Here is a 24,704-nt window from a genome sequence, read left to right as displayed (position 1 = left end):
TCGTGTTGAGTAATTTACCGGTCATATTTTTAATGGGCCCAACCGCTGCTGGTAAAACAGCATTGGCAATTTCACTGTGTGAGTATTTAAATACTGAGATTATTAGCGTTGATTCTGCGCTTGTTTATAAAGGTATGGATATTGGTACGGCTAAGCCTGATGCCGACGAATTAGCTCGTGCCCCACATCATTTAATTGACTTACTTGATCCGAGTGAAACGTATTCGGTTGCTGATTTTAGACGTGATGCTATAGAAAAAATTGATAAATTTCATCAACAAGGTAAAGTGCCTGTATTGGTTGGAGGTACAATGATGTACTTCAAAGCGCTAATTGATGGGTTGTCGCCATTACCTGAGGCCGATGCAAACGTTAGAGCCGAACTAGAAACACAAGCTAAAGAGCATGGCTGGCCTTATTTATACAAAGAGCTGGTTAAAGTTGATCCGCAAGCCGCACAAAAGATGAGTGAAAATGATTCGCAGCGAATTAATCGTGCTTTGGAAGTTTACCGTATAACAGGTAAAACGATGACTGAATTGCAAAAGCAAAAGCAGCCAGCATTACCCTATACTTTTCATCAATTTGCAATTGCACCCGATGATCGCAGTGAATTACATCATCGAATTGAAGAAAGGTTTAAAATAATGATTGAACAGGGGTTTGAAAAAGAAGTTTCGACCCTATATCTACGTGAGGATTTACATCCCAATATGCCTTCTATTCGTTGTGTAGGTTATAGACAGATGTGGGATTACCTTGCGGGTGAAATTGATCATGATGAAATGATTTTTCGCGGCATTGCAGCCACACGTCAATTGGCTAAACGTCAATTAACGTGGTTAAGAAGCTGGCCTGATGTTACATGGTTAACAACAGGTGATGAAGAAAACTTGCATCGTGTAGTAAGTTCGCTAAGCTAGTAGTAGTTGAACAAAATTTATCTTTGTTAAATCAGTTCAGCCACTTAATTATAATAACACCTAGAACGAAGGAATAATAACATGGCAAAAGGCCAATCGTTACAAGACCCATTTTTAAATGCACTACGCCGTGAGCGCATTCCAGTATCAATTTTTTTGGTAAATGGCATAAAATTACAAGGTAAAATTCAGTCATTTGACCAATTTGTAATTTTGCTGGAAAACACTGTTAACCAAATGGTGTATAAACATGCAATTTCTACAGTTGTACCTGCACGCGCAGTCAACTTCCAAGGTGTTCAGGGAAATGAAGACACTGAAGAACCTGAAGCTGGAAACTTTTAAATTAGGAGCGTAATGCTTGTTTGACCGCTATGAATCTGGCGAACAGGCAATTTTAGTCCATATCGACTTACCTAAAGAGGGGGATCGTGAAGATCTCCACGAATTAGAAATGTTGGTATCTTCTGCTGGTGTTAGTAGTTTGGCGGTTGTGCAAGGCAGCCGTCAAGCACCACATCCGAAGCTATTTGTCGGTACCGGCAAAGCAGAAGAAATAGCTGAAATTGTCAAAATCCACAATGCCGATGTTGTCATTTTTAACCATCAGTTAAGTCCGTCTCAAGAACGTAATTTAGAGCGTGTTTGCCAATGTCGGGTGCTTGATAGAACCACACTTATCCTCGATATTTTTGCTCAGCGCGCACGTACTCACGAAGGTAAACTTCAAGTTGAGTTAGCGCAGCTTCGTCATATGTCGACTCGTTTAATCCGAGGTTGGACCCACCTTGAACGCCAAAAAGGCGGTATTGGTTTACGTGGTCCTGGTGAAACGCAGTTAGAAACCGATCGACGTTTATTACGTGCACGTATTAAAAATATACGCGCCCGTTTGGCTAAAGTTGGCGTACAACGTGAGCAAGGTAGACGAGCACGTACTCGTAATGAGATCCCAACGGTTTCTTTAGTGGGCTATACTAATGCGGGTAAATCAACCTTATTTAACCGTATTACAAATTCTGATGTGTATGCCGCTGATCAGTTGTTTGCAACACTAGACCCAACCTTACGCAAATTAGATATTGGCGATGTTGGTTCGGTTATTTTAGCGGATACTGTAGGGTTTATTCGCCACTTACCGCATGACTTAGTGGCTGCATTTAAAGCAACGCTGACAGAAACGCGAGAGGCTGATTTACAATTACACGTGATAGATGTAGCCGACCCTCGTCGAAAAGAAAATATTGAACAGGTACAAGAAGTACTCAAAGAAATTGAAGCTGATGATGTACCGCAATTACTTGTATACAACAAAATTGATGCGCTGGATGATGTAACCCCACGTATTGATCGCGATGACGAAGGCCAACCTATAAGGGTATGGTTATCAGCAAAAACAGGTGAAGGTTGCGAGCTGCTAAGTGAGGCTATTAGTGACCTACTAGCTAAAAAGATGTTGAGTGAAACTTTAATACTGGCTCCTCAGTATGGACGTTTAAGAGCATCTTTATTTAACTTAAGTGCAGTACATAACGAACGTTTTGATGAGCAAGGTAATTGGTTGCTAGATGTGCGATTACCTATGATTGAGTGGAATCGTTTGATTAAAGATTTTGGCCCAGAGATTGAAAGTTTTATTAGCTGCGACTAAAAACTGAAAGATTAATGTCGGTTTTAGTATAAGAAATGCATAAGATTTGTTAGATTTAACACAATTTCCGAATTTATTTAGATAACAATGGAGTATAGCTATGGCCTGGAATGAACCGGGTAATAATGGCAATGACAAAGATCCGTGGAATAACAAAGGCGGACGTGATCAAGGCCCACCTGATTTAGACGAGGTGTTCCGTAAATTCAGTAACAAGTTTAACGGCTTATTTGGCGGTAAAAAATCCGGCAATGGTAGCGGCGGTGGACTTGGCGGAGCCGGTATTTCATTTGTACTTATTATCGCTGCCATTGTGTGGGCGTTAAGCGGTATTTATACGGTGAAAGAAGCTGAACGCGGTGTCGTTCTTCAATTTGGTAAGTTTGACCGAATTGCAGATCCAGGCTTGCGTTGGAAAATGACCTTTGTTGAGACGGTTATTCCAGTCGATATCGAAGCTGTTCGTTCGTTATCAGCATCAGGCTTTATGCTAACTGAAGATGAAAACGTAGTAAGCGTTGAGTTTGAAGTACAGTATCGAGTAATCGACCCATACTTATACAAGTTTAGTGTCACTAACGCTGACAGCAGCCTTGAAGAAGCATTAGATAGTGCACTGCGTTATGTTGTTGGTCATTCAAAAATGGACCAAGTACTGACTAACGGCCGTGAAGTTGTGCGTCAAAATACCTGGGATGAGCTAAATCAAATCATCGAACCTTATAACTTAGGTTTAATCGTAACTGACGTTAACTTCAAGGATTCACGTCCGCCAATGGAAGTTAAAGATGCGTTTGATGATGCAATTGCAGCCCAAGAGGATGAACAACGCTTTATTCGTGAAGCCGAAGCGTATGCCCGTGAAATTGAACCGCGTGCGCGTGGTCAAGTAACGCGTATGACGCAAGAGGCTGAAGGTTACCAAGAGCGTATTACTTTAGAAGCGCAAGGTGAAGTGGCTCGTTTTGAGAAATTACTTCCAGAATACCAAGCAGCTAAAGAAGTAACACGCGAGCGTTTATACATAGACGCAATGCAAGAAGTATTAGGTAATAGCTCTAAAATATTGGTTGACGTTAAGGGCGGTAACAACATGATGTATTTACCACTTGATAAAATCATGGAAAAACAGGGTTCATCAACACGCGTTGCTTTACCTAGCTCAAGCGATATTAACGATTTACGTAACAAGGTAAATACGTCACGTAACAGCACTGTTAATAGTGGTAATGATCGCTTTAACAATGATCGCTTCAACGACGGGAGATAAGCATAATGAAAAACTTTAGTTTAGTAATCCTATTAGCTGCCATTGTAATGTGTTTCTCGTCAGTATTTGTGGTTTCTGAAGGCCAAAAGGCGATTGTACTTTTATTTAGTAAAGTACAAAAAGACAGCGATGATCAAGCGGTAGTTTATGGTCCAGGTCTACATCTAAAAGTGCCATTTTTTAGCCAAGTGCGCCGCATTGATGCGCGTATTCAAACGCTAGATGGCACACCGGATCGCTTTGTAACTAGCGAGAAAAAAGACTTAATTGTTGATTCGTTTGTAAAATGGCGTGTTAACGACTTTAGCTCTTTTTACCTGCGTGCACGTGGTGATAAGCAATACGCTGAAACACTGCTTAAGCAAAAAGTAAATAATGGCCTACGTACTAACTTTGGTACTCGTACTATTCGTGAAATTGTATCGGGTGAACGTAGCGAGCTGATGGAAGAAGCGTTAGTACAAGCCTCTGAAAGTGCTAGTGAGCTGGGTATTGAAGTACTTGATGTACGTGTTAAGCAAATTAACTTACCTCAAGAGGTGAGTAGCTCTATTTACCAACGTATGCGTGCTGAGCGTACTGCCGTTGCTAAAGAGCACCGTTCTGAAGGTCAGGAAAAAGCAGAGACGATTCGTGCAGGTGTTGACCGCCGAGTAACAGTAATGCTTGCTGATGCAGAACGTAATGCGCGTTCTGTTCGTGGTCAAGGCGATGCTGATGCTGCTGCGATTTACGCTAGTGCTTATAATAAAGACCCTGAGTTCTTTAGCTTTGTTCGCTCTTTAGAAGCTTACAAGCAAACTTTCAAAGGAAAGCAAGACGTGATGGTGTTATCACCGGATAGCGACTTCTTCCAATACATGAAAGGCGCGAAAGCTCAGTAATCACAGCTTTAGTTAAATTTAAAAAGCCCTGCAATTGCAGGGCTTTTTGTTATCTGAATTTTAATCTTATAAATCACTGTTATTTATGTGATTATTAGCTAAACACTGATGTTTACTAAGGGCACGAGGAAAAAATAAGCTAAACGGGGTGAACTTTGCTTTAGTTTTCTGGTAAAATCTCGTCCTAATTTTCTCTAAGTGAATTTGCAATGGGTAAAAACGTTGTTGTACTAGGCACCCAATGGGGTGACGAAGGTAAGGGTAAGGTAGTTGACCTCCTTACAGATAAAGCATCTTTAGTAGTTCGTTATCAAGGTGGTCATAACGCTGGCCATACCTTAGTGATCGACGGTGAAAAGACAGTTCTACACCTTATTCCATCGGGTGTATTACGTGACAATGTTAAATGTGTGATTGGTAATGGTGTTGTTTTATCACCAGAAGCGCTAATGAAAGAAATTGGCATGCTTGAAGAGCGTGGCGTACCAGTACGCGAACGTCTTTTAATCAGTGAAGCATGTCCGCTAATATTGCCTTTCCATGTTGCATTAGATGTAGCTCGCGAAACAGCGCGTGGCGATAAACCAATCGGTACAACGGGTCGTGGTATCGGTCCAGCGTATGAAGATAAAGTAGCACGTCGTGGTTTACGTGTTGGCGATTTATTCAATCCTGAATTATTTGCTACTAAGTTAAAAGAAGTATTGGAATACCACAACTTCACATTAGTGAACTACTACAAAGTAGATGCAGTAGATTTTCAAAAAACGTTTGATGACGCAATGGCTGTTGCTGACATCTTAAAAGCAATGGTAGTTGATGTAACTGAGCTTTTAGATCAAACGCGTAACGCCGGTGACAACATCTTATTTGAAGGTGCACAAGGTACATTACTTGATATCGATCACGGTACTTACCCTTATGTTACATCTTCAAACACTACTGCTGGTGGCGTTGCTACAGGTGCGGGTTTTGGCCCATTACACCTTGATTATGTACTAGGTATCATTAAAGCGTACACAACACGTGTAGGTTCAGGTCCTTTTCCTACAGAGCTTTACGATGGCCTTGAAAAACAAGACCCAGTAGGTAAGCATTTAGGTGACAAAGGTCATGAGTTTGGTGCTACTACTGGTCGTTTACGTCGTACTGGCTGGTTAGATGCAGTGGCTATGCGCCGTGCAGTTCAAATTAACAGCATTTCAGGATTTTGTTTAACTAAACTTGACGTTTTAGACGGTTTAGAAACACTTAAAATCTGTACTGGTTATAAGCTTGAAGATGGTACTGTGACTAACGTTACGCCATTAGCGGCTGAAGGTTACGATAAAGTAACACCAGTATACGAAGAAATGCCTGGTTGGTCTGAAAATACCGTGGGTGTAACATCGATTGAAGGTTTACCTAAAGCAGCAATTGATTACATTAAACGTATTGAAGAAATCACGGGCGTCCCTGTTGATATTATCTCTACAGGTCCAGATCGTGTTGAAACCATGATACTTCGTAGCCCATTTGCATAATTGGGTTTATGTTGAAAAGAAGCTGCCATGTGCAGCTTTTTTTATGTCTATAAAAAAGCATACCTATTAATAGTGGAACGATCTTTGTATATTATTTGGTAAGTTTATTTTTAAAGTGGTTAATATGCGTTTATCTTCTCGTTGCTCAGTGTGGTCATTATCACTACTTACACTTTCTTTATTTAATATAAGCAATAGCTTAGCTGAAGAAAGCCCTGCAGCTGTGCCGCTGTATACTGAATCTGAGTTAATAGCTTTAATTAATGAGAACACTCATCTAGCCCGCGTGAAGGCAGATAATTGCCAGTTAGTGCAAGATATAGAAGCGCGAGCCAATAAAATGGCATTGCCGTCGTATCAATTTTTATACGGTGATATGCTCGCCTACAAGGTGTGTGTTGAGCGTGATGTAGCTTTAGGTGTGTATTACATGAAAAAAGCGGCTGAGCAGGGCTTAGCGGCAGCATTAGAGCAGCTAGGTCGCTATTACGATGTTGGGCAGTTAGTCCAAAAAGACAAAGCCATGGCAATAACCTACCTCCGTGAGGCCTCAGCGCAAGGTAACTTAAAAGCGCAATTACGATTAGTGGGCTTGTTTAATCAAGGCTATGGTAGTCCAAGAGACTTTGAAGATGCTTATCGTTGGCTGTTTAACACCACGGTAGCCGATAAAGCGACACATAAAAAAATAGAGCGAGCATTAACTAAACTTGCTGAAAAAATGCCAGCTAGTGTCGTTACCCGCGCGCGCTTACCTATGTAACCTAAACTCTAGCTAGAGAAAATAAACCTAATTATGACTATGATTTAATATGTTAGTAAATCTCTTAATCAGAGTTTAGGTTTGTAAATAAAAAAGTGAGAGTGCTTTTTTTAGCACTCTCGCTTTTTAGTTATTACTCATCTTTTTTATTGTCTTTGGCTTTGTTATTGGCCGGATCTTTTAATAGCGATATTTTAGGCGGTTGCAATGCAACTACTCGTTCACCCTCTTGTGGTGGCTTTTCCATATCACTGGTAAAAGGCCTCATTTTCACTGGTGCGTCTTCATCACTGTCTTTATCCCCTTTGAGAATAAACAGTGGGATCGCTTCAGGATTCATTTCTAAATACTGCTGCCAGCTAAACTCTTCAGATATACGTGTTGCACTCACTTTACCGCCTTTGGCAATAACACTGCTTAAGCGTGCATATGCGCCGTTTTCACCAAACAGAATTTGTCGTGATAAAAACGTCGCACTGTCTTTATTTGCTTTAGCATGTGATGAAGAGGAACGTAGTGAAAATACATTTTTTTCATTTAATAAATGAGAGAAGTACTGCACCCCTAATGCGTTGTGGTGGCGATTAGGTGAAAGCGCTAAAACACTGCGAATCGTGGTTAAAGGTAAATAACGTTCAGCATGCTCCGATTGCGGGTTACCGTAATAACAAGGAAGGCCATCCATGCGCGCCATTCTACAGTTCTCCCAAGCAGGATCTGATAGATGAACAGGAATATTTTGCTCTTTTAAGCCACGTGCAATTGCACGCGATACATGGTTTGCACCAATGATTAAAATAGTATTAGGGGATGGTTGACGCACTCCAAGTAGTTTCGCAACAGGGATAGCCGTTAAGCTTTGCAGTACCACAGTAACAATAATAACAGTAAATATGAGTGGCACCATTTTTTCGGCATCGGCTACTCCCGCTTCCATCATACTCAGCGCAAATACTGAACCAACGGCTGCTGCAACAATACCGCGAGGTGCAATCCAAGCAAGTACTAGGCGTGATTTCATCGGTAAGTCTGTACCAAAGGTTGAAATAGCAATACACAATGGGCGCGCAATAAATAGCACAATAGCTAAAAATATAAATACGTCGCTGTCGAGCATCATTAAATCAGAGAGTTGTAGTCTTGCGGCCAATAAAATAAATAAAGTCGAGATTAAAATCATCGACAAATCTTCTTTAAACTCGAGTACCGAATCTATTTCCAAGTCATCTTGATTAGCTAACCAAATGCCAAACACCGTCACAGCCAGTAAGCCTGACTCATGGCTTATGTGGTTTGAAATAGAAAAGCTAATTAACACTAACGCTAAAATACCAAACTTATGTAGCTCAAATGGCAGCCATTCTCGGCGCATTAGTTGCGTCGTGATCCAACCCGAAACCACACCAATGCTTAAACCAACGCCAACGGTTTTAACCAGTGCAACGATAGTATGGCTAAGTACTTCACCCTGACCAACCAGCATTACGGCTTCAAACACTAGTACTGCAAATAAAGCGCCAATGGGGTCTATTACTATGCCTTCCCAGCGTAAAATACGATCGATATCCTGGGTAGGTCGCATCGAGTTAAGTAATGGAGCAATAACGGTTGGCCCCGTAACAACAAGCACTGCGCCAAGTACTGCAGCAACTCGCCAATTTAACTCGAGTAACCAATAGGCGCTAAAACTAATAACAATACAAGTTGTAAGCATACCAATAGAGCAGAGGTTTCTGACGACTTTACTGATCCCTTTAAGTTCTCGAAAATGTAAAGTTAAGGACCCTTCAAATAAAATCACAGCGACACTCAAAGAGACCACAGGAAAAAGTAAATCACCTAATAATGCATCAGGGTCTAATACGCCACTAAATGGCCCTAATAAAAGCCCTGTAAGCAATAAAAACAGAATAGCGGGTACTCTAAACGCCCAAGCGACCCATTGGGCTAACACTGAACACAGTGCAATACCGGCTATATAAATTGCTGACATAGAGTAAAAACTCCTTAATTTTAATAATGTTTAAAAGTATAACGGTTACCAACCAGTAATACAGTGGGTATACACGTGTAAATTAAATTTAGCTAATAAATAATGTTTATTTATTTAGTGTTAACGTCTTTTGTGAGAGTGTTATCAAAGTTATAGTCTCTATAATTACCATTTATAGTAGTCTAACTTTATGATATCTATTGCAAAATGTGCATGCCTTGTCTGTTATCACCTATTTAGCTTTAATTTTAGCCTTGATCTAAGCGGCTATTTTAACGTATTATACTTCGTGTTCGAATAATTAGTTATCTAATAAAGTTTGTTGTTTAAGTAAGTAAACGTGTTAGATATAAACATCTTAACTCTCTTAGTGATTGTTTCAGCGATGTTTTATAATGTTCGAACATAAAATATCATTTACCGAACTCTTTGGTATAGTTTTGCTCAAGGTGTTTATTTGCTTAACGCATATAAATTAAAGTTTGAGTTGAATTATTACCTTTCAATATTTAATCCCCATCGTGGCGGTTAAATCTCGGTCCTTAAGTCATCACCCTATCTGTTGGTGTACCAGACTTAAGAGGCTCTATGTATGTTGTTAATAAAAAAGCCGCACACAGCTTTTTACAGCGATACATAAACAACACTTTATATTTTTTTAGTTAGTACAATCCAATTTTATTGGGTTAATACTATTTATTTTTTGCATCTCAATTTAAAACAATGGTTTTAGAGACGGTGTACGCGTGTGTAAAAAAAGTGTGGGCAATGATAAACAAATTCGACGTTATGTTTTAAACATAGCGACCTGGTTTCATTCATCAGTGTGATGAATACAAATAAAATGGAAAGTTGAGCATTTATGCAAAAGTTAAATTGGCGACGTATCGTACTTAAAGTGGGCAGTGCCTTAATTGCACCCGATCAAGATGGCTGTCGTTCACGCTACTTGTTAACCATCGCACAGTTTATCGTTCACTGTCGCGCACGTGGTATAGAGGTTATTTTAGTGTCATCAGGCTCTGTAGCGGCAGGCTCGCATTTATTTCCATCAGAGAAGCCGCGCTCAGTTGTTATGAAAAAAGCCATGGCAGCAGCAGGGCAAACAGAAATGATGGCCATGTGGGATCGTTTCTTTGATTTTCCTTCGGCGCAGCTACTATTAACTCATGGTGACCTACGTGACCGTGAGCGCTATCAAAGTATTCGTGAAACTGTATTTACCTTGTTAGAACACGGCGTGCTACCTATCATTAATGAAAATGATGCGGTGACAACAGATGATTTAAAAGTGGGTGATAACGATAACTTATCAGCTATGGTGGCAGCTGCCGCTGACGCTGACGCATTAATGATTTTTTCAGATGTAGATGGGCTGTACGACAAAAACCCAAATTTGCATGACGATGCCGTATTATTGCCTGAAATAAAATCAATTGATGATTCTATTTATGCTATGGCAGGATGTGCTACCAGTGCAGTAGGCACCGGTGGTATGAAAACCAAGATTGAAGCGGCAGAAAAAGCCACATCACATGGTATTGCAACGTATATTATTAACGGCTTTAAAGAAGAAACCTTTACTCGTTTATTAGCGGGCGAAAATCCAGGTAGTGTGTTCTTGCCTTATGAAAAACCAATGCAAGACTCTATTCACTGGATGACACATACCGCAAATGAACAAGGTGAAGTGGTTGTCGATGGGTCATTTGATGATTCACTAGAAGGCGAAGACGGCTGTTTACGAGGCGATGAGATCAAGGAAGTACATGGCGAGTTTGCTGTGGGCGATACTATCTTAGTTCGCAGTGAAGATGGTACGCGTTTAGCTAAAGCCACAGCAAATTACAGTAGCTGCTTGTTAAACTTTATTGCAGACAACGAGCAGAGTGAATTCAGCGAAAAAATGCAGGATTCAATTGGACCAATTATTTCAGAAAAAGATATCGCATTATTGGAGAAGTCATGAGTTTAATTACGGATATATCACGCCAAGCAGCAAAAGCTGCACATACACTTGCTTTACTCAATACCGAGACTAAAAACAACGTGTTAACCGATATGGCAGCGGCATTAAGAGATCAAAAAGAATTTATAATCAAAGAAAACGAAAGTGACCTAAGCGCTGCGCGTGACAATAATTTAGCAGCGTCAATGATAGACCGTTTAACATTGAATGATGAGCGCATTGAAGCGATGGCTGAAGGTATCGAAGTGATTGTTTCACTTGATGATCCGGTTGGCCAGTTACGTGATATCACTGAACGTCCAAATGGCATTAAAATTCGAAAAATGCGTGTACCACTGGGCGTGGTATGTATGATTTACGAAGCACGACCTAATGTAACGGCTGACGCGGGTGCATTGTGCTTTAAGTCGGGTAATGGTGTTATTTTGCGCGGTGGTAAAGAAGCGCTTAAAAGCTCACAAGCCATTGCTAGTGTAATGCACAGCGTGCTTACTAAACATGGTTTGCCAACGGCGCTAATTTCAGTTATTCCAGATCCTGACCGTGCTTTACTAATGGAATTAATGCAGCAACGCGACAGTATTGATTTAATTATCCCACGGGGCGGTGAAGGGCTTATTAACTATGTAACAGAAAACAGTACAATTCCTGTTATTCAGCACTTTAAAGGCGTGTGTCATTTATACGTAGATAAAGATGCAGACTTAGAAGTGGCACTTAATCTACTACTTAACGGTAAAACTCAACGTACTGGCGTATGTAATGCCTTAGAAGGGTTAGTAGTACACCAAGATGTTGCTGATGAGTTTTTAAACCTGTGCGCGGTAGTGCTTCGCCAAGAAGGCGTAAAAATAAATGCCGATGCCAAAGCGGCTGAGTATTTTGATAATGCCACTGTGCTTGCAGATAACGAATTTGGTGAAGAATATTTAGATTTAGAAATTGCTATTCGTATAGTGCCAAGCTTTGATGCAGCCGTTGAGCACATTGCTCAATTTGGCTCAAATCATACCGAAGTTATCTGTACTAAAAACGATGCTGCGGCAGAGTTATTCCAACGTAGTGTGGATGCATCGGTTGTTATGGTTAATGCGTCATCACGTTTCTCTGATGGCTCACAACTAGGTTTAGGCGCCGAGATTGGTATTGCAACGACTAAGTTGCATGCTTATGGTCCAATGGGGCTTGAGTCACTAACAACTGAGAAATATTTAGTTAATGGTGTTGGTCAAGTTCGCGAATAACTTACCCAACCTAATAAACGATAAAAATGCCGGGCTTTTGCTCGGCATTTTTGATCTCGATTTAGCAAAATCAAACAACTAAGCAAACATAAAGATTAAAACAGGGCAAAAATTATCAACAGAGAAATTTATTTAGAATATAAAAATAAGGATATTACTTAGGGGAGAGAGTAGGAAAGTGGTGGAGCTAAGCAGGATCGAACTGCTGACCTCCTGCGTGCAAGGCAGGCGCTCTCCCAGCTGAGCTATAGCCCCACATTCCTAATTTACATACAATGTAAATGCTTAAGTGCTGAGTCTCAAGCGGGGTGAACTTTAAATATTTTTACGATTTTGGTCAAGTATTTTTTCACAAATTTTTCCGTTTTAACTAATTTTTGTTAAACTCGAGCTCAATATTTACTAAAACGACAATACATAATGAAAAAATACGCGTTAGTTTTCATGATTTTCCTTTTTGGTTGTGCCAGTTCAGTAGATGAACCGCCCTACGAAATTAATAATAAACAATTTTATGACACCCTTGATGAGCAAGGTAACAAGCTTTTTGCTTATGTGGTTTCTGTAAAGGCTAAAAGTCGTGAGCAAATTAATATTAATAAAAAACTAACCCGCAGTGATGTTCAGCGTTTTGCTGAGCAAGAGCATTTTGAAGAGTCGAGTGTTTTAAAATTACAATTAGAAGATCAAGCGGTAGAGTTTCTTAATAAAGAACTAGCACAGCGTAACTATTGTGCAGATAAGCATGAAATAAACGAAGTACTATGGCGTGATTTAAGTGTGCAATTAAGAGGGCGTTGTTTGTAATATGTTAGCGGATAAACAAAAACTAGCGGCAGTGTTAACCCAACTAAATATAGAATATGACGTAATAGAACATCCAGCGCTACATGGCAGTTTAGATGCCGATGAACTGATGGTAAATCGCCCAGGAACACGTTTAAAAAACCTATTTTTGCGAGACAATGAAGGTAAGCGTCATTTTTTAGTGATCACCGCGCATGATAAACAGTTGGATTTAAAGTCACTTGCCAAACAGCAAGGGCTATCGCGCTTAGGCTTTGCCTCTAATGAGCGCTTGGCTAAGTACTTAAAGGTTGCACCGGGTTGCGTGTCAATGCTCAGCTTAATGAACGACAAACAGCGTGATGTAACGCTTTGGCTTGATCAAGATATTTGGTTTGGCGATTTATTTCATTGCCACCCGTTTGAAAATACCCAAACATGGTTATTAACTAAGCCTGATTTACTGCGTTTTTTTGACTTTACTGAGCATCAGCCGCGGGTGATGTTTTTGCCATCGCGTTGAGCCCACAAAATAAGCCCCAGTCCACACAAACATACAGCGAGTAATGTTGCCATAAACGCCGTTTGTCCATGAGTTTGATAAACCACCCCTGGTAATAACGAGCCCAGTGCGCCGCCGCTGTAATAAAATGATACATAGCACCCGTTGGTAACGCTTGGCGGTGCGTGACTGATTTTATTAACCAGTGGTGCCGCTGTGGAATGAATCACAAACATAGCGCCGCAAAAGAGTGTGAATGCAATTAAAAACAACAACAGTGAATGACTCATTAATAACACAATACTGAGGTTATAAAACACGAATACCGCGGCCAACAATCGCCAGGCTGAAGTCATTTTTTTTAATAGCCAAGGAGTGAAAATAGAAGCCAAAGCACCCACCAAATAGCCACTATAAACAAAGCCAATGTCGCGCGTGTTATTAATTAAAAAGGTATTTTTTAAAATAAAAGGCAAGTAGTTTAATAATGCTGCAAAGCAAAAAAACATACAAAAAATGGCACCATAGAGCTTAAGTGCAGAGCCCTCTTTAAGTTGTTTTATATAATCTAATGGTGATAAAACCTCGGTTGATTTAACGAGATTAAAACGTTTATGGGGAATACTTAACGCTAGAATAATCAGCATGGCTGCTATTAGGTAATAAAAACTCTGCCACGACCAAACATCGCTAAAGAGCGCAGCCAATACACGACCAAAATAACCACCGACAATCGTACTACCTATATATAGCGTCATATTTTTTTGTAATGTATCGGCTTGATAGCTCATACCAATAAAGCTGGTCATGGCAGTCAATGCGGCAGGTAAAGTCAGTCCTTGTAAAAACCTTACCAGTAGAAGTAATTCAAAACTCGGGGCATAAATAAATAAGATACAACCCACACCCAGTAACAACATAGCGAAGCGTAATATCAATAAAGGGTTTCGCTTAGCTAAAAACAGTCCATACACCAAAGGGGCAATAGCTAAAGGCAACATAGTGGCCGTCATTAAGCTGCCTGCAACAGCAGGAGCAACATTAAATTCAGTAGCAAATAAACTTAATAATGGCTGTGGTGCGTATAAAACAAAAAAAATGAAAACTGAACAGATGAGTAGGTGAGGTAAGCGCATTAACTGCCATATACATTGCTTATTAGTTGAGCTGCATTATATACAAAACTGCTAGGGTTTTCATAAATTAACCTTTATTGCGCTAAATCATGCTTTGTTTTCAGTAGTTTGTTAGATTAATACCAATAGCGCTGTTATTTACGCTCGTTGGTGATTAAAATAGCATTAATATTCGTTTTTAGTGGGAACACGCCATGGGGTCACTACAAGAGCAATTGCTCCAAGCTGGTTTAACAACATCACATAAAGCTAAAGTTGCTAAATCAGAAAAGCGCAAGCAACAGAAAAAGCAAAAGAAGGGAGCGACGAGCAACCCGAACGATTTACAAAAGCATATTCAGCAAACTAAGTTGGAGCAGCAGCAAAAAGCTGAAGAGCTCAATAAAGCGCGCCAAGAAGAATTAAAGCAGCGCGAGCAAGTCGCCCGTGTTAAGCAAATTTTAGAGCATCATAATCAAGAGTCAATTCGCGGTGAGCGTACCTTTAACTTCACTTATGAAAATAAAGTGAAAGGGCTTGATGTGAATGAGCAAACGCAAAAGGCGCTCTCGGGCGGGCGTTTAGCTATTTGTGTGTTAGAAGGTCAGTTTTACGTATTAGAAGATGAGCCTGCGCGTAAAGTGGCTGAGGTGGATGAAAAGTATATTGTGTTTCATGTTGAGCCTGAAAATAAAGCCAAAGATGAAGACGATCCGTATGCTGATTTTGAAGTGCCAGACGATCTTATTTGGTAAGCCTATTAAGTATCTGCTCAGTTAAAGCAAGCTAGTATGTGTTTTATGAGGGATACACGTATTTGTTCTGATTGATCGTCAAACCTTACCAAGGACGTATGCTTTTTAAAGATTTATTGACTACAATAATCACAACCGTTTTTTTTAACCGTAAAAAGAAGAGTAAATACAATGAGCAAGATAAAAACACTTTTATTAGGCGCGGGTATTGGTTTAGCCGCAAGTTTTTCATTTTCAGCAGCCGCTGCAGATGGCGCTGCACTTTACACAGCTAAAAATTGTCAAACATGTCATGGTGCAGAAGGTAAAGCACCTATTATGGCGATGTACCCTAAACTAAATGGTCAAAACAAAGAATATTTAGTAGCGCAAATGAAAGACATCAAGTCAGGCGCTCGTAACAACGGTATGTCTATGGCGATGAAAGCGATGGTTGCGACTGTGTCTGATGAAGAATTTGAAGCGATTGCCGATTACCTATCAAAAGTACAATAACCGTTAACGCTAATTAAAAAGAGCCACACCTATGTGTGGCTTTTTTATTTGGTGATTGCCATCATGCTAATACTCATTTAGACTTCTAAACATCTACAATCACTAGCGCTATGCTGTGTTTTAAAAGGCTTGTTATGTTTGATTTACCCCAGCTCAATTTAAAAAATAAAGTATCAGAACAAGAGTGGCAACTACGTGTTGATTTAGCCGCATGTTATCGATTAGTTGACCATTTTCGTTGGGGGGATTTAATTTATACGCACCTTTCTGCTCGCCTACCGGGCACTGATCATTATTTAGTGAATGCCTTTGGCTTAACGTTTGATGAGATCACTGCATCTAACTTAGTCAAAGTAGATTTAAATGGCCGCATTATTGACGATACACCCTTTAATATTAACCCTGCAGGGTTCACTATTCACAGTGCCATTCACGAAGTACGTGAGGATGCTCATTGCGTTATACACCTGCACACCAAAGAAACCATTGCGGTTGCAACACAAAAAGAAGGGCTGTTACCGCTAAGTCAGTATTCGATGTTTTCATTGCCGTCTCTGTCTTACCATGGCTATGAAGGTTTAGCGGTGAATGACGATGAACGTAAACGCCTGCAAACAGATTTAGGCACCACCAATCATATGCTATTGGTCAACCACGGCGGTTTAACAGTAGGCCCGACGGTAGGCGATGCGTTTATGCGCTTTTATGACCTTCAGCGTGCCTGTGAAATACAGTTAGCCATTCAATCAAGTGCGCAAGAAGCGACTGCTGTGCCTCAAGCTATTATTGATAACATTTATAACCAAGCGAACGTCGTTCACAGCGGCAGTACAGGGGGCCAGCTAGCATGGCCTGCCATGTTACGAAAAGCGTATCGTCTTGATCCTAGTTTTGCAAAATAACCCACTGAAGGTTAATAAGGAATTTTTATGAAAGTAAATCGCGTTGAAGTCTTTGATATTCATTGCCCTGATCGTCCTGCATGGACGCCGGTATTTGTTCGAATTCATACCGATGAAGGTATTAGCGGTGTGGGTGAAGCAGGTCTTGCATACGATTTAGGCCACAGTGCCGCTGCTGCGATGATCAAAGAAATGGCCGATGCCTTTTTAATTGGCCATGACCCGTTTCAAACTGAAAAACTATGGTCGCGCATGTTGCGTGAAAGTTTTTGGGGTCTAGGCGGTGGGCCGGTGGTTTACGCAGCAATGAGTGCGATTGATACGGCACTTTGGGATATAAAAGGTAAAGCATTAGGTTTACCGGTTTATCAGTTGCTTGGCGGTAAAGTTAACGACAAGCTGCGTACTTATGCATCACAGCTGCAGTTTGACTGGGACAGTGAATTTAAAGCGCTGGTACAGCCACAAGAATATGCAGAAGCGGCACTAAAAGCGGTGGCGGAAGGTTACGATGCGGTAAAGGTCGATCCAATTCAATACGATAAAGACGGCAACACCTATTACGACCGCACAAATATTATTTCTCGTCCAGAAATGAAACTATACCGCGCTCGTATGCAGGCTATTCGTGAAGCCGTGGGTGACGAAGTAGATATTATTTTTGAATGTCATAGCTTACCAGGGGCGACATCGGCAATTCAAATTGGTGAAATTGCAGAAGAATTTGACTGTATGTATTTTGAAGAGCCGGTGAATTACCTAAACCATTCATTACATGCCAAAGTGGCTGACAAAGTGGCTGTGCCTATTGCAGGCGGCGAGCGCTTGTATAACCGCTGGGGTGTACGTCCTTATTTAGAAGATCAAAGTATTGATGTACTACAGCCAGATATCGGCTTATGTGGTGGCTTTACCGAAACTAAAAAAGTATGTGATTACGCTGATATTTTTGATGTGCGTATTCAGGCACACGTATGTGGAGGGCCGGTTGCAACGGCGGCATCATTGCACTTAGAAACAGCGATCCCTAACTTTTTAATTCACGAGCATCATACTTACGCGATTAAAAAGTGGAATAGAGAGCTATGCTTACAAGATCCACAACCTAAAAATGGTTTTTTTGAAGTATCTGAAGAACCAGGTCTTGGGATTGAGCTTAACGATGAAATTGTAATGCGCTCACAACGCGTAGAAATAAAATAGTTTACTCTGTTGAGAAATAGCCGGTAAGTGAGTTGTCACTTACCGGCTTTTTTATCGCTGTGGGTTTATTTTACAAAGTACTTGTTTTAGTTCAATGGTTGCTTTGCTATCAAGGTGGCGAACAAAACAGCGCTCTCCCTTAGTCACGAGCTCAAATTGATCTGGCATATTAAGTTGCTTGCCCAAAATAGGGTTGCCCTGAGGATCTTTATGATTAAGTTGCTCAAGGGTAACTGTGCTTGAGGTGACAAAAACATCGTCTGCTAATTGAACCTGCGAGCTATGCAGCAGCTGCGCAATTGCGTCGGCTACTTTAGCGCTATTAGGCTCAATTAGTAACGCATGTTGCAATTTAGGTGTGGGCTCTGAGCTTTGTGCTAAGCAACCACTTAAAAATAGCGAAATTGCAGTTATTGCTAATAAAATCTTCATTGCTTATCTCATGTTATCGCTAAGAATAATATTCTGTTTAAGTACAGTCTGAATTCGCGCGTCTTTTACTTCAGGCATATCGGTGGCGATAGTGGGCGCAAAACCGAGAACACTATTTATTGAGCTTGGGGCTGGGCAACTGCCGGTTGCTCTATAACTAAGTGCGGTATTAAGTAAGCCTTCACTTGCATCACCTAAGCGTTTGCTAAAGTCATCGGCAACAGCACAGCCTGCAATAAGTACGGGCTGGCGCGCATTATCAATGGTATTTTGCGGTGCAAAGCCATCTGAATATTCACCAAAACCTTTGTTATTTTCGCCAGTAAATTGAATGGTAAAATAAGTAGTGTCGCAGTTATCGGTTGGGTAAAAGCCATACGGTTTACCACAGGTGCCAGCCCCTATCTGAATGATTTCAACATCGGCTCCGCGCAGCCCGTTAATTATAGCCTCACTGGCTGAGCAGGTACTGCTGGTGGTGAGTACAAATACCCGATCTAAATTTAACGTTGGTAATGGAGTGCCTGCAGCTATTGCAGGGTTATTTTCAAACCCGACAAAACGATTTGTAAAGGGCATGGGGGTCAGTGTTTGCCCTGTGATAGGGTTGGTATTGGGGTATTTATCGTTAAAAATAGTGCGTTCAAATATTTTGCCTTGGGTATTGCTACCTGCCACCATATAGCCTACTTGGCTGGCCATTTGTAACAAACCACCGCCGTTATAGCGCACATCAATGACTAAATCTTTAATGCTGCTGGCAGCGAGTTGGTTAAAGGCGTTGTAAAGCTGCGTTTCGGCTATCGCGTTGTGGCTATTAAATTGAAAGTAACCCACATCGCCGTTTGCTAAATCAGTACGTACGTTCATTACTGGTTGCGACTCGATATTTTGAGATGTGAGCGTAACAATGCGATTTTCATTAGTGCTGATATCCCTAAATACAAATTCGGTAACTTTACCTGTTTGTTCTGGGAATAAACCTGCGTTAATAATAGCTACCTCGCTTGATGAGGTCGTGTTAATAAAATCAACACCATCAACTTCTAAAAGCTCAAAGCCCCTAATAATATTTTGATTACTAGCAGGGGTATTTGGCTCGGTATAGCTAACAATTGCTTGGCGCGGCGCACTACCAGCGATTATTTTTATATTAAAGCCATAACCAAAGCTTAGGCCTGATTGATTTTGTCTTTGCCACTCATCGGTTGGCAAACTAAAGTGAAAGTTATCTTTTTTCGCACCCGACTCAGTCAGTTGCTCCGTTTTTAAAGTATTAAAGTAATCAATGACGCCTGACGTTAATGCCGGATTAGTATCAATAATTTCGTCGTACCATAAGTAGGTTTCGTTACTCCAAGAGCGTAGCCAGTTTTTTTCATTAATTGCTTGGCATTGACCTTTAAATTGCCCTGAGCTAGCAAATACACCAGAAGTCCAGCCGCTATTGTCTGTTGTTGGGTTGGTCGCATTGTCGCTACCTCCACCGCCACAACCTGTTAATAAAGCGGCTAGCGAAAAAGGGAGTAATGTGTATTTGAGAGAAGATGAATTAAAAATGGCCATACGCATGCTCGTTTTTTAAACTGTTGAGCTAAATATAGCGGTTTTTATTTAGAGTTGATAGAGGCGCGCTGCATTTTTGTAACTCAAGTGTTGCCATGTAAGATCATCGCTACATAGGCTTCGATAATGATGCCATAACTCATTGTAGTTAATGTTAATTTGGCACACGGGGAAGTTGCTGGCAAACATCACTCTTTGCATACCAAAATGCTTTAAAATATGTGTTAAACACTGCCTTTGCTGCTCGCTATTAAGCATAAGCAATTCAAAGCCTGAAAACTTCATCGCAACATTAGGCTGTTGTGCGAGTAATTCAATGGCGCGTTGCCAGTTAGCAAGGTTGTGTGCAAGCCCTGCGTGATTAATGATGATTTGTAAGTCACTAACTTGGTTGGCATAAGAAATAAGTTGCTCGGTGATGTTGAGGTTTTCTATTTCAAATTGCGCTTCAAAATGCAGTTTTAAGTGGCACAAGTGGCGCAGGTTATCGAGACAATTAGGGTTCAATAAGCGCGTGGCATCATGACCTTCAGTGATATCTCTAATGCCGACAAGGGATGAATGTTTTAGATGTTTAAGCGCTAGTTTAAATGCGTTATTTGGCTGGTTAATTGTTGCAAAGCTAATCGATTTGTAAGGTAGCCTTTTTATATGCTTTGCTAACCAGTTTAATTCATTAATAGGTTGCTCATTATCAAAGCCAGCTTCTATATGCACTAAACCAACGAGTTCAAAGTCCGTACTTTTGATTAGTTTAGCAACGCTAATCGGTTGTTTTATTTTATCTAAGTTAGGCCAAGCGGGTGGGTTAGCACCTTGCAGCCAGGTGTATTGACCCTCCAGCAAATTAAAAAAATGCACATGCGGGTCAATAATTTTAGTACTCATTGCGCTGTGTAACCGCCATCAATGCGTTGCAAACTGCCGGTAATAAAGCTGGCTTCTGGACTTACTAAAAAGTTTACCAGTGCTGCAACTTCATCGGCTTGGCCTAAACGATTAAGTGGTTGTAAAGCAGCTTCTTCGGCAACAATATCTGCCTTATTTGCGCCACTTTTTTTGCAGTATGCATCAATCGCATTATGAAATAATGGCGTTTCTATGGTGCCAGGACACACGGCATTAGTGCGAATATTAAAGCTTGCGTAATCTAAGGCGGTGGTTTTAGCCATCGAAGCTAATGCATGTTTAGTCAGGTTATAAGCAAATGAGTTTTGTTTGCCAATAATGGCCTGATCTGAGGCAATTAACACAATAGCGCCATCTTGTTGTGCTTTCATGGCTGGTAATACGCTTTGTATAGCCGCGTACGCACCTTTAACATTCAGTGCCATTAACGCATCGAATGTCGCTTCATCGGTTTGCTCAATTGTGGCACTTAGGTGCTTGCCAGCATTTGAAACAAGTACATCAATGCGTTGTGTTTTTTCAATAATAGCCTGTATACACTGGCGTACGGCGGTTACATTACTAACATCACATTGATGAAAAACACCACTCTCACTGGGTTCAATATCTAGGTTATGAACCTGATAGCCGCTCGTTAATAATCGCTGAACCACAGCAAAGCCAATGCCTTTAGAGCCACCCGTTACTATTGCAACTTTTGACATACTTGTTCCTTTAATTAGCAATTAATGTGCGTGGCCGCAACCACCTTCAGCATGAACATGGCCGTGAGAAATCTCTTCGTTTGTTGCTTCTCGAACTGAGACAACCTCAACATCAAAAGTCAGCGTTTTACCAGCAAATGGGTGGTTTAAATCACAATCAGCATTAAAGCGGCCTACTTTTACAATGGTTACTTGGTGGCGACCTTGGTTTGATTGCACCATAGCAGTCATGCCTGGTTTCCATACTTTTACATCACCTTGAAGGTGCTTAAGCGGAATGCGCTGAATTAAGTCATCAACACGCTCACCGTATGATTCACTTGGAGATAACGTAACGCTAAATTTATCACCAGCGGCTTTACCTTCAAGTGCGGTTTCTAAACCTGGAAGCATGCCTTCGCTGCCGTGAATATAACTTAATGGCGCGTTGTTTAGGCTGCTTTCGATTTGTTCACCCGCTTCGCTTAGGGTGTAATGAAATTCAACGGCCGAATTTTTACTGATTTGCATGCTTGTCTCTTTGAGTTTTAAATTAATTAAAGGCAATTTTACGCGAAATACTGCGCTTTAGAAACTTAACGTGGATGATTTAATGTATTTTGTAAGTCGAGTAACAGGTCTTTTTTCGCCGGTGTAGTTTTTGGCGTAGCGGCTTGAGGTATAAATAAAACCAACTGAGTCCCAGGTTTTAATACGCTTGAGGCAGATAATTTATTCCAACGCGCTAAATCGCTATGAGCAACGCCGTATAACTGACTTATATTCCAAAGGTTATCACCGGGTTTTACGTGGTAATCTACCTCGATGGTTGGAATGATTTGCTCTTTTTGTTCTAGATAAGGGCTTATTTTATAGTTAATAGTGAGCGACTCAGGCAAAGTTTGCGGCTCCCCTAAAATAAGCTTTTCGCCAACGCCAATAAAGTTATTTTGCTTATTATTGAGCTGTTTTAATACTTCTAAAGGCAAGCCAAAATGCCTAGCAATACCGTACAGCGTGTCATTTTTCTTAACGATGTATTCGCCTGCAAAATTGGCTTTAAAAAAGCGGTTTTTTAATAAAGCTTGTTGCTCTATAGGTAATAACAGAGTGTGCGGTCCATGGGGAGAGCTTTGATTTTTTAAATAACCCCGATTAAGGGCATGCAGTTGTTTGGCGCCCATGCCAGAGAGCTTGGCCATAACTGAAAAATCAAACTGTTTTGCCACATTTAGCGAGGTAGTCAGTGCTTTATAAGGAAGCTTTGGCCGTTTAAAATTTGCCTTAGGGTGTTTCACTAAATAGCTCAGTGCTAATAGTTTTGGTACATAGTCAGCGGTTTCTTTTGGCAGTGTTAGTGCCCAAAAGTCAGTTGATTTACCTCGTTTTTGATTGCGTTTTATAGCGCGCTTAACTCGGCCTTCACCGGTATTATAGGCCGCAAGTGCATGTAGCCAATTACCATCAAAACGTTTATGTAAATAGCTTAAATAATCAAGTGCCGCATCGGTTGAGGCTAATACATCCTGGCGTCCGTCGTACCATTGATCTGATTTAACCCCAAAATGATGCGCGGTTGCTGCAACGAGTTGCCACACTCCCACAGCGTGCTCGCTTGAGCGTGCGGTAGGTCTAAAGCCACTTTCTACAAACGGTAACAAGGCGAGCTCCATCGGCAAGCGCTTTTGCTCAACTTTTTTTACAATATGGTATAAAAAAGGCTCTGCACGTCGAGACACTATTTTTAAATAATTAGGCTGTTTTAAATACCAGTTAATGCGTTTTTTTAACGCCTGATTTTGCTCAACCGGTAAATGTAAGTTATCAGCAATATGTGCCCATAACTCTGTGGGTTGAGCTATTTCAGGGGCTTTGGGGGTGGCTTTTTTATTAATGACTTTGTGAGTGTTTATAGAGATCGGCGTATTTGATAGTGCCGGTTTTGACTCTACAGGTGTGGGAACTGCAGGCGCAATGATCTCTGGCCGGGTGGTTTTACAGCTGCATAGCAATACAATGGCAAAGCATAAGATCAAGTGACGCATTTTGTTCCTTTTTAAAAAATATATTTCCATATTTTAACACAATCCATTGTGTTCAGTTATTGACTGTTTTTAGCGCGAAGTAATCCCGATTGCAAAAATAAGTGACTTGATTTTATATCAAGTGGTTCTTGTTGATAAGGTTTTAGTGCCTCACTAGGGAAGTTTTTTTGTAATTGCTCAATACTGGCTTCAGGGTTGTTTTTAGCATGCTCCGTAATCGCTTCTAAAAACGTGAGTGACTGTTTTAGTTTAACTTTATCGACTAAATCGCCATGTCCAGGAATAAAAAGTGACAGCGTATTATTATTTATATATTTTTTTAATAAGCGTTGCCATTGCTTAAGCTCGCCATGCCCAAGGTAAGGTAACCAATCGATGATATCACCACCAATTAAGGTTTTACCTTTGTCGGCAAGTAGTGTTAAATCGCCATTAGTATGTGCCTGGTGCGGGTTTATAGTGAGTGTATAGCCACCTAAATCTAACGTTTTAGATTCACTAATAATCATTTTTGGTGGTGTTAATTGATAGTCTTGCCAGCGAAATAAGCGCTTTTTAGCGCGGGTAAGCTTTTCTCGCCATTGAACTTGCTCAGCATCGGGTAAGGTGGCTAATCGTTGATAGCTCAGCTCAATGCTTTTCTCGAATCCCTCTAGCTTGTCTGTTAAAGCTTGCTGGTAAAGCGAAAAGTCGTTAGCGACTTGTTGGTGAGTAATAAGTTTTGCGTCTGGGAAGTAATGCTGCATAACCGCCATCCCCAGTAAGTGATCGTCATGAAAGTGGGTTGCAACTAAATAACACAAAGGCGTCTTTAGACGTTGTTTTAGCTCAGTTACCAGTTGTTCTACCGCCGCAAAGTTACCACTGGCATCAACGAGTAATGCACATTCACTGCCTTCAATTAATACTTGGTTAGAGTCGTAAAAACGAAGTCTTTCAGGTTGCTTAAGAAATTGAATATTAGCTGACAACGGTTGCCACTCAATTGCTGCCTCGCTTTTTGTTTGCATAAACAAGCAAATTAAAGGCAGTAAGCACTTACCTATTTTTTGAGCTTTACTTAAAAATGGTTGCATCTTTATCTCTAGCTG

Annotated in this window: 24 protein-coding genes and 1 tRNA gene; 15 read left to right on the top strand and 10 right to left on the bottom strand. The window is 40.8% G+C overall.

Features of this window, described 5'->3' with window-relative positions; translation table 11 throughout:
• Window positions 1-5: 5 nt before the first annotated feature.
• From miaA to PTET_RS14390, 7 genes are all read left to right on the top strand, one after another.
• The gene (miaA, locus tag PTET_RS14420) at window positions 6-923 is read left to right on the top strand and encodes a tRNA (adenosine(37)-N6)-dimethylallyltransferase MiaA (protein ID WP_028835550.1); all 918 of its coding nucleotides are present in this window, start codon (window positions 6-8) and stop codon (window positions 921-923) included.
• Between the two features lie 81 nt (window positions 924-1,004).
• Entirely contained in the window at window positions 1,005-1,268 is a 264-nt protein-coding gene (hfq, locus tag PTET_RS14415) for an RNA chaperone Hfq (protein WP_013466026.1), read from the top strand.
• Window positions 1,269-1,284: 16 nt separating this feature from the next.
• Window positions 1,285-2,574, top strand: coding sequence for a ribosome rescue GTPase HflX (gene hflX / locus PTET_RS14410; RefSeq protein WP_013466025.1), 1,290 nt, complete (start codon window positions 1,285-1,287; stop codon window positions 2,572-2,574).
• A 100-nt stretch (window positions 2,575-2,674) separates the two neighbouring features.
• Window positions 2,675-3,844 (top strand): FtsH protease activity modulator HflK, encoded by a 1,170-nt coding sequence (gene hflK / locus PTET_RS14405; RefSeq protein WP_013466024.1) that lies wholly within the window; start codon window positions 2,675-2,677, stop codon window positions 3,842-3,844.
• Between the two features lie 5 nt (window positions 3,845-3,849).
• Complete coding sequence (gene hflC, locus PTET_RS14400) at window positions 3,850-4,728, top strand: protease modulator HflC (RefSeq protein ID WP_013466023.1); 879 nt, start codon at window positions 3,850-3,852, stop codon at window positions 4,726-4,728.
• Between the two features lie 209 nt (window positions 4,729-4,937).
• Entirely contained in the window at window positions 4,938-6,251 is a 1,314-nt protein-coding gene (locus PTET_RS14395; RefSeq protein WP_013466022.1) for an adenylosuccinate synthase, read from the top strand.
• Between the two features lie 124 nt (window positions 6,252-6,375).
• A complete protein-coding gene (locus PTET_RS14390; RefSeq protein WP_013466021.1) occupies window positions 6,376-7,014 on the top strand; it encodes a tetratricopeptide repeat protein in 639 nt (212 codons plus the stop codon).
• A gap of 133 nt (window positions 7,015-7,147) precedes the next feature.
• Here the strand turns inward: PTET_RS14390 and PTET_RS14385 are convergent, their stop codons facing one another.
• Entirely contained in the window at window positions 7,148-9,007 is a 1,860-nt protein-coding gene (locus PTET_RS14385) for a cation:proton antiporter (protein ID WP_013466020.1), read from the bottom strand.
• Window positions 9,008-9,869: 862 nt separating this feature from the next.
• Here PTET_RS14385 and proB point away from each other — a divergent pair.
• On the top strand, window positions 9,870-10,976 hold the full coding sequence (gene proB, locus PTET_RS14380) for a glutamate 5-kinase (RefSeq protein WP_013466019.1): 1,107 nt from the start codon (window positions 9,870-9,872) through the stop codon (window positions 10,974-10,976).
• A complete protein-coding gene (locus PTET_RS14375; RefSeq protein ID WP_013466018.1) occupies window positions 10,973-12,220 on the top strand; it encodes a glutamate-5-semialdehyde dehydrogenase in 1,248 nt (415 codons plus the stop codon). The genes proB and PTET_RS14375 overlap by 4 nt, the downstream gene beginning before the upstream one ends.
• Window positions 12,221-12,399: 179 nt before the next feature.
• Here the strand turns inward: PTET_RS14375 and PTET_RS14370 are convergent.
• Window positions 12,400-12,475: transfer RNA gene (locus PTET_RS14370), tRNA-Ala, on the bottom strand.
• A 165-nt stretch (window positions 12,476-12,640) separates the two neighbouring features.
• On the opposite strand from PTET_RS14370, the gene PTET_RS14365 reads away from it, so the two are divergent.
• Together PTET_RS14365 and PTET_RS14360 are read left to right on the top strand one after the other, a co-directional pair.
• Complete coding sequence (locus tag PTET_RS14365; protein ID WP_013466017.1) at window positions 12,641-13,027, top strand: hypothetical protein; 387 nt, start codon at window positions 12,641-12,643, stop codon at window positions 13,025-13,027.
• 1 nt (window position 13,028) lies between these two features.
• Window positions 13,029-13,529 (top strand): prolyl-tRNA synthetase associated domain-containing protein, encoded by a 501-nt coding sequence (locus tag PTET_RS14360; protein ID WP_013466016.1) that lies wholly within the window; start codon window positions 13,029-13,031, stop codon window positions 13,527-13,529.
• Here the strand turns inward: PTET_RS14360 and PTET_RS14355 are convergent.
• On the bottom strand, window positions 13,496-14,644 hold the full coding sequence (locus tag PTET_RS14355; protein ID WP_010391697.1) for an MFS transporter: 1,149 nt from the start codon (window positions 14,642-14,644) through the stop codon (window positions 13,496-13,498). The genes PTET_RS14360 and PTET_RS14355 overlap by 34 nt on opposite strands.
• Window positions 14,645-14,838: 194 nt before the next feature.
• Here PTET_RS14355 and PTET_RS14350 point away from each other — a divergent pair, with 194 nt between their 5' ends.
• The 4 genes from PTET_RS14350 (at window position 14,839) to PTET_RS14335 (ending at window position 17,978) form a co-directional block, all read left to right on the top strand.
• Window positions 14,839-15,378 carry a DUF2058 domain-containing protein gene (locus PTET_RS14350; RefSeq protein WP_010391699.1) on the top strand — a complete coding sequence of 180 codons (540 nt, stop codon included), beginning with the start codon at window positions 14,839-14,841 and terminating at the stop codon, window positions 15,376-15,378.
• 171 nt (window positions 15,379-15,549) lie between these two features.
• A complete protein-coding gene (locus PTET_RS14345) occupies window positions 15,550-15,873 on the top strand; it encodes a c-type cytochrome (protein WP_096038814.1) in 324 nt (107 codons plus the stop codon).
• 134 nt (window positions 15,874-16,007) lie between these two features.
• Window positions 16,008-16,775, top strand: coding sequence for a class II aldolase/adducin family protein (locus PTET_RS14340; RefSeq protein ID WP_033103740.1), 768 nt, complete (start codon window positions 16,008-16,010; stop codon window positions 16,773-16,775).
• A 27-nt stretch (window positions 16,776-16,802) separates the two neighbouring features.
• Window positions 16,803-17,978, top strand: coding sequence for a mandelate racemase/muconate lactonizing enzyme family protein (locus PTET_RS14335; RefSeq protein ID WP_010391702.1), 1,176 nt, complete (start codon window positions 16,803-16,805; stop codon window positions 17,976-17,978).
• Window positions 17,979-18,029: 51 nt separating this feature from the next.
• On the opposite strand, the gene PTET_RS14330 is transcribed toward PTET_RS14335, so the two are convergent.
• The 7 genes from PTET_RS14330 to PTET_RS14300 all read right to left on the bottom strand — a co-directional run bounded on the left by PTET_RS14330 (window position 18,030) and on the right by PTET_RS14300 (window position 24,689).
• Window positions 18,030-18,410 carry a hypothetical protein gene (locus tag PTET_RS14330; RefSeq protein ID WP_013466013.1) on the bottom strand — a complete coding sequence of 127 codons (381 nt, stop codon included), beginning with the start codon at window positions 18,408-18,410 and terminating at the stop codon, window positions 18,030-18,032.
• A gap of 3 nt (window positions 18,411-18,413) precedes the next feature.
• The gene (locus PTET_RS14325; RefSeq protein ID WP_096038813.1) at window positions 18,414-19,976 is read right to left on the bottom strand and encodes a S41 family peptidase; all 1,563 of its coding nucleotides are present in this window, start codon (window positions 19,974-19,976) and stop codon (window positions 18,414-18,416) included.
• Between the two features lie 48 nt (window positions 19,977-20,024).
• Window positions 20,025-20,864, bottom strand: a complete 840-nt coding sequence (locus tag PTET_RS14320; RefSeq protein ID WP_096038812.1) for an amidohydrolase family protein — start codon at window positions 20,862-20,864, stop codon at window positions 20,025-20,027.
• Complete coding sequence (locus PTET_RS14315; protein WP_013466010.1) at window positions 20,861-21,589, bottom strand: SDR family NAD(P)-dependent oxidoreductase; 729 nt, start codon at window positions 21,587-21,589, stop codon at window positions 20,861-20,863. Before PTET_RS14315 ends, PTET_RS14320 begins: the two co-directional genes overlap by 4 nt.
• Before the next feature lie 21 nt (window positions 21,590-21,610).
• Complete coding sequence (locus tag PTET_RS14310) at window positions 21,611-22,099, bottom strand: FKBP-type peptidyl-prolyl cis-trans isomerase (protein ID WP_096038811.1); 489 nt, start codon at window positions 22,097-22,099, stop codon at window positions 21,611-21,613.
• Between the two features lie 65 nt (window positions 22,100-22,164).
• Window positions 22,165-23,613 (bottom strand): transglycosylase SLT domain-containing protein, encoded by a 1,449-nt coding sequence (locus PTET_RS14305; RefSeq protein ID WP_096038810.1) that lies wholly within the window; start codon window positions 23,611-23,613, stop codon window positions 22,165-22,167.
• Between the two features lie 56 nt (window positions 23,614-23,669).
• On the bottom strand, window positions 23,670-24,689 hold the full coding sequence (locus PTET_RS14300; RefSeq protein ID WP_096038809.1) for an MBL fold metallo-hydrolase: 1,020 nt from the start codon (window positions 24,687-24,689) through the stop codon (window positions 23,670-23,672).
• Between the last annotated feature and the right edge of the window lie 15 nt (window positions 24,690-24,704).

The sequence above is a fragment of the Pseudoalteromonas tetraodonis genome (assembly GCF_002310835.1).
GTDB lineage: Bacteria > Pseudomonadota > Gammaproteobacteria > Enterobacterales > Alteromonadaceae > Pseudoalteromonas > Pseudoalteromonas tetraodonis.
Note: the sequence above shows the minus strand (reverse complement) of the source record. Positions and strands in the feature narration are given on the sequence as shown.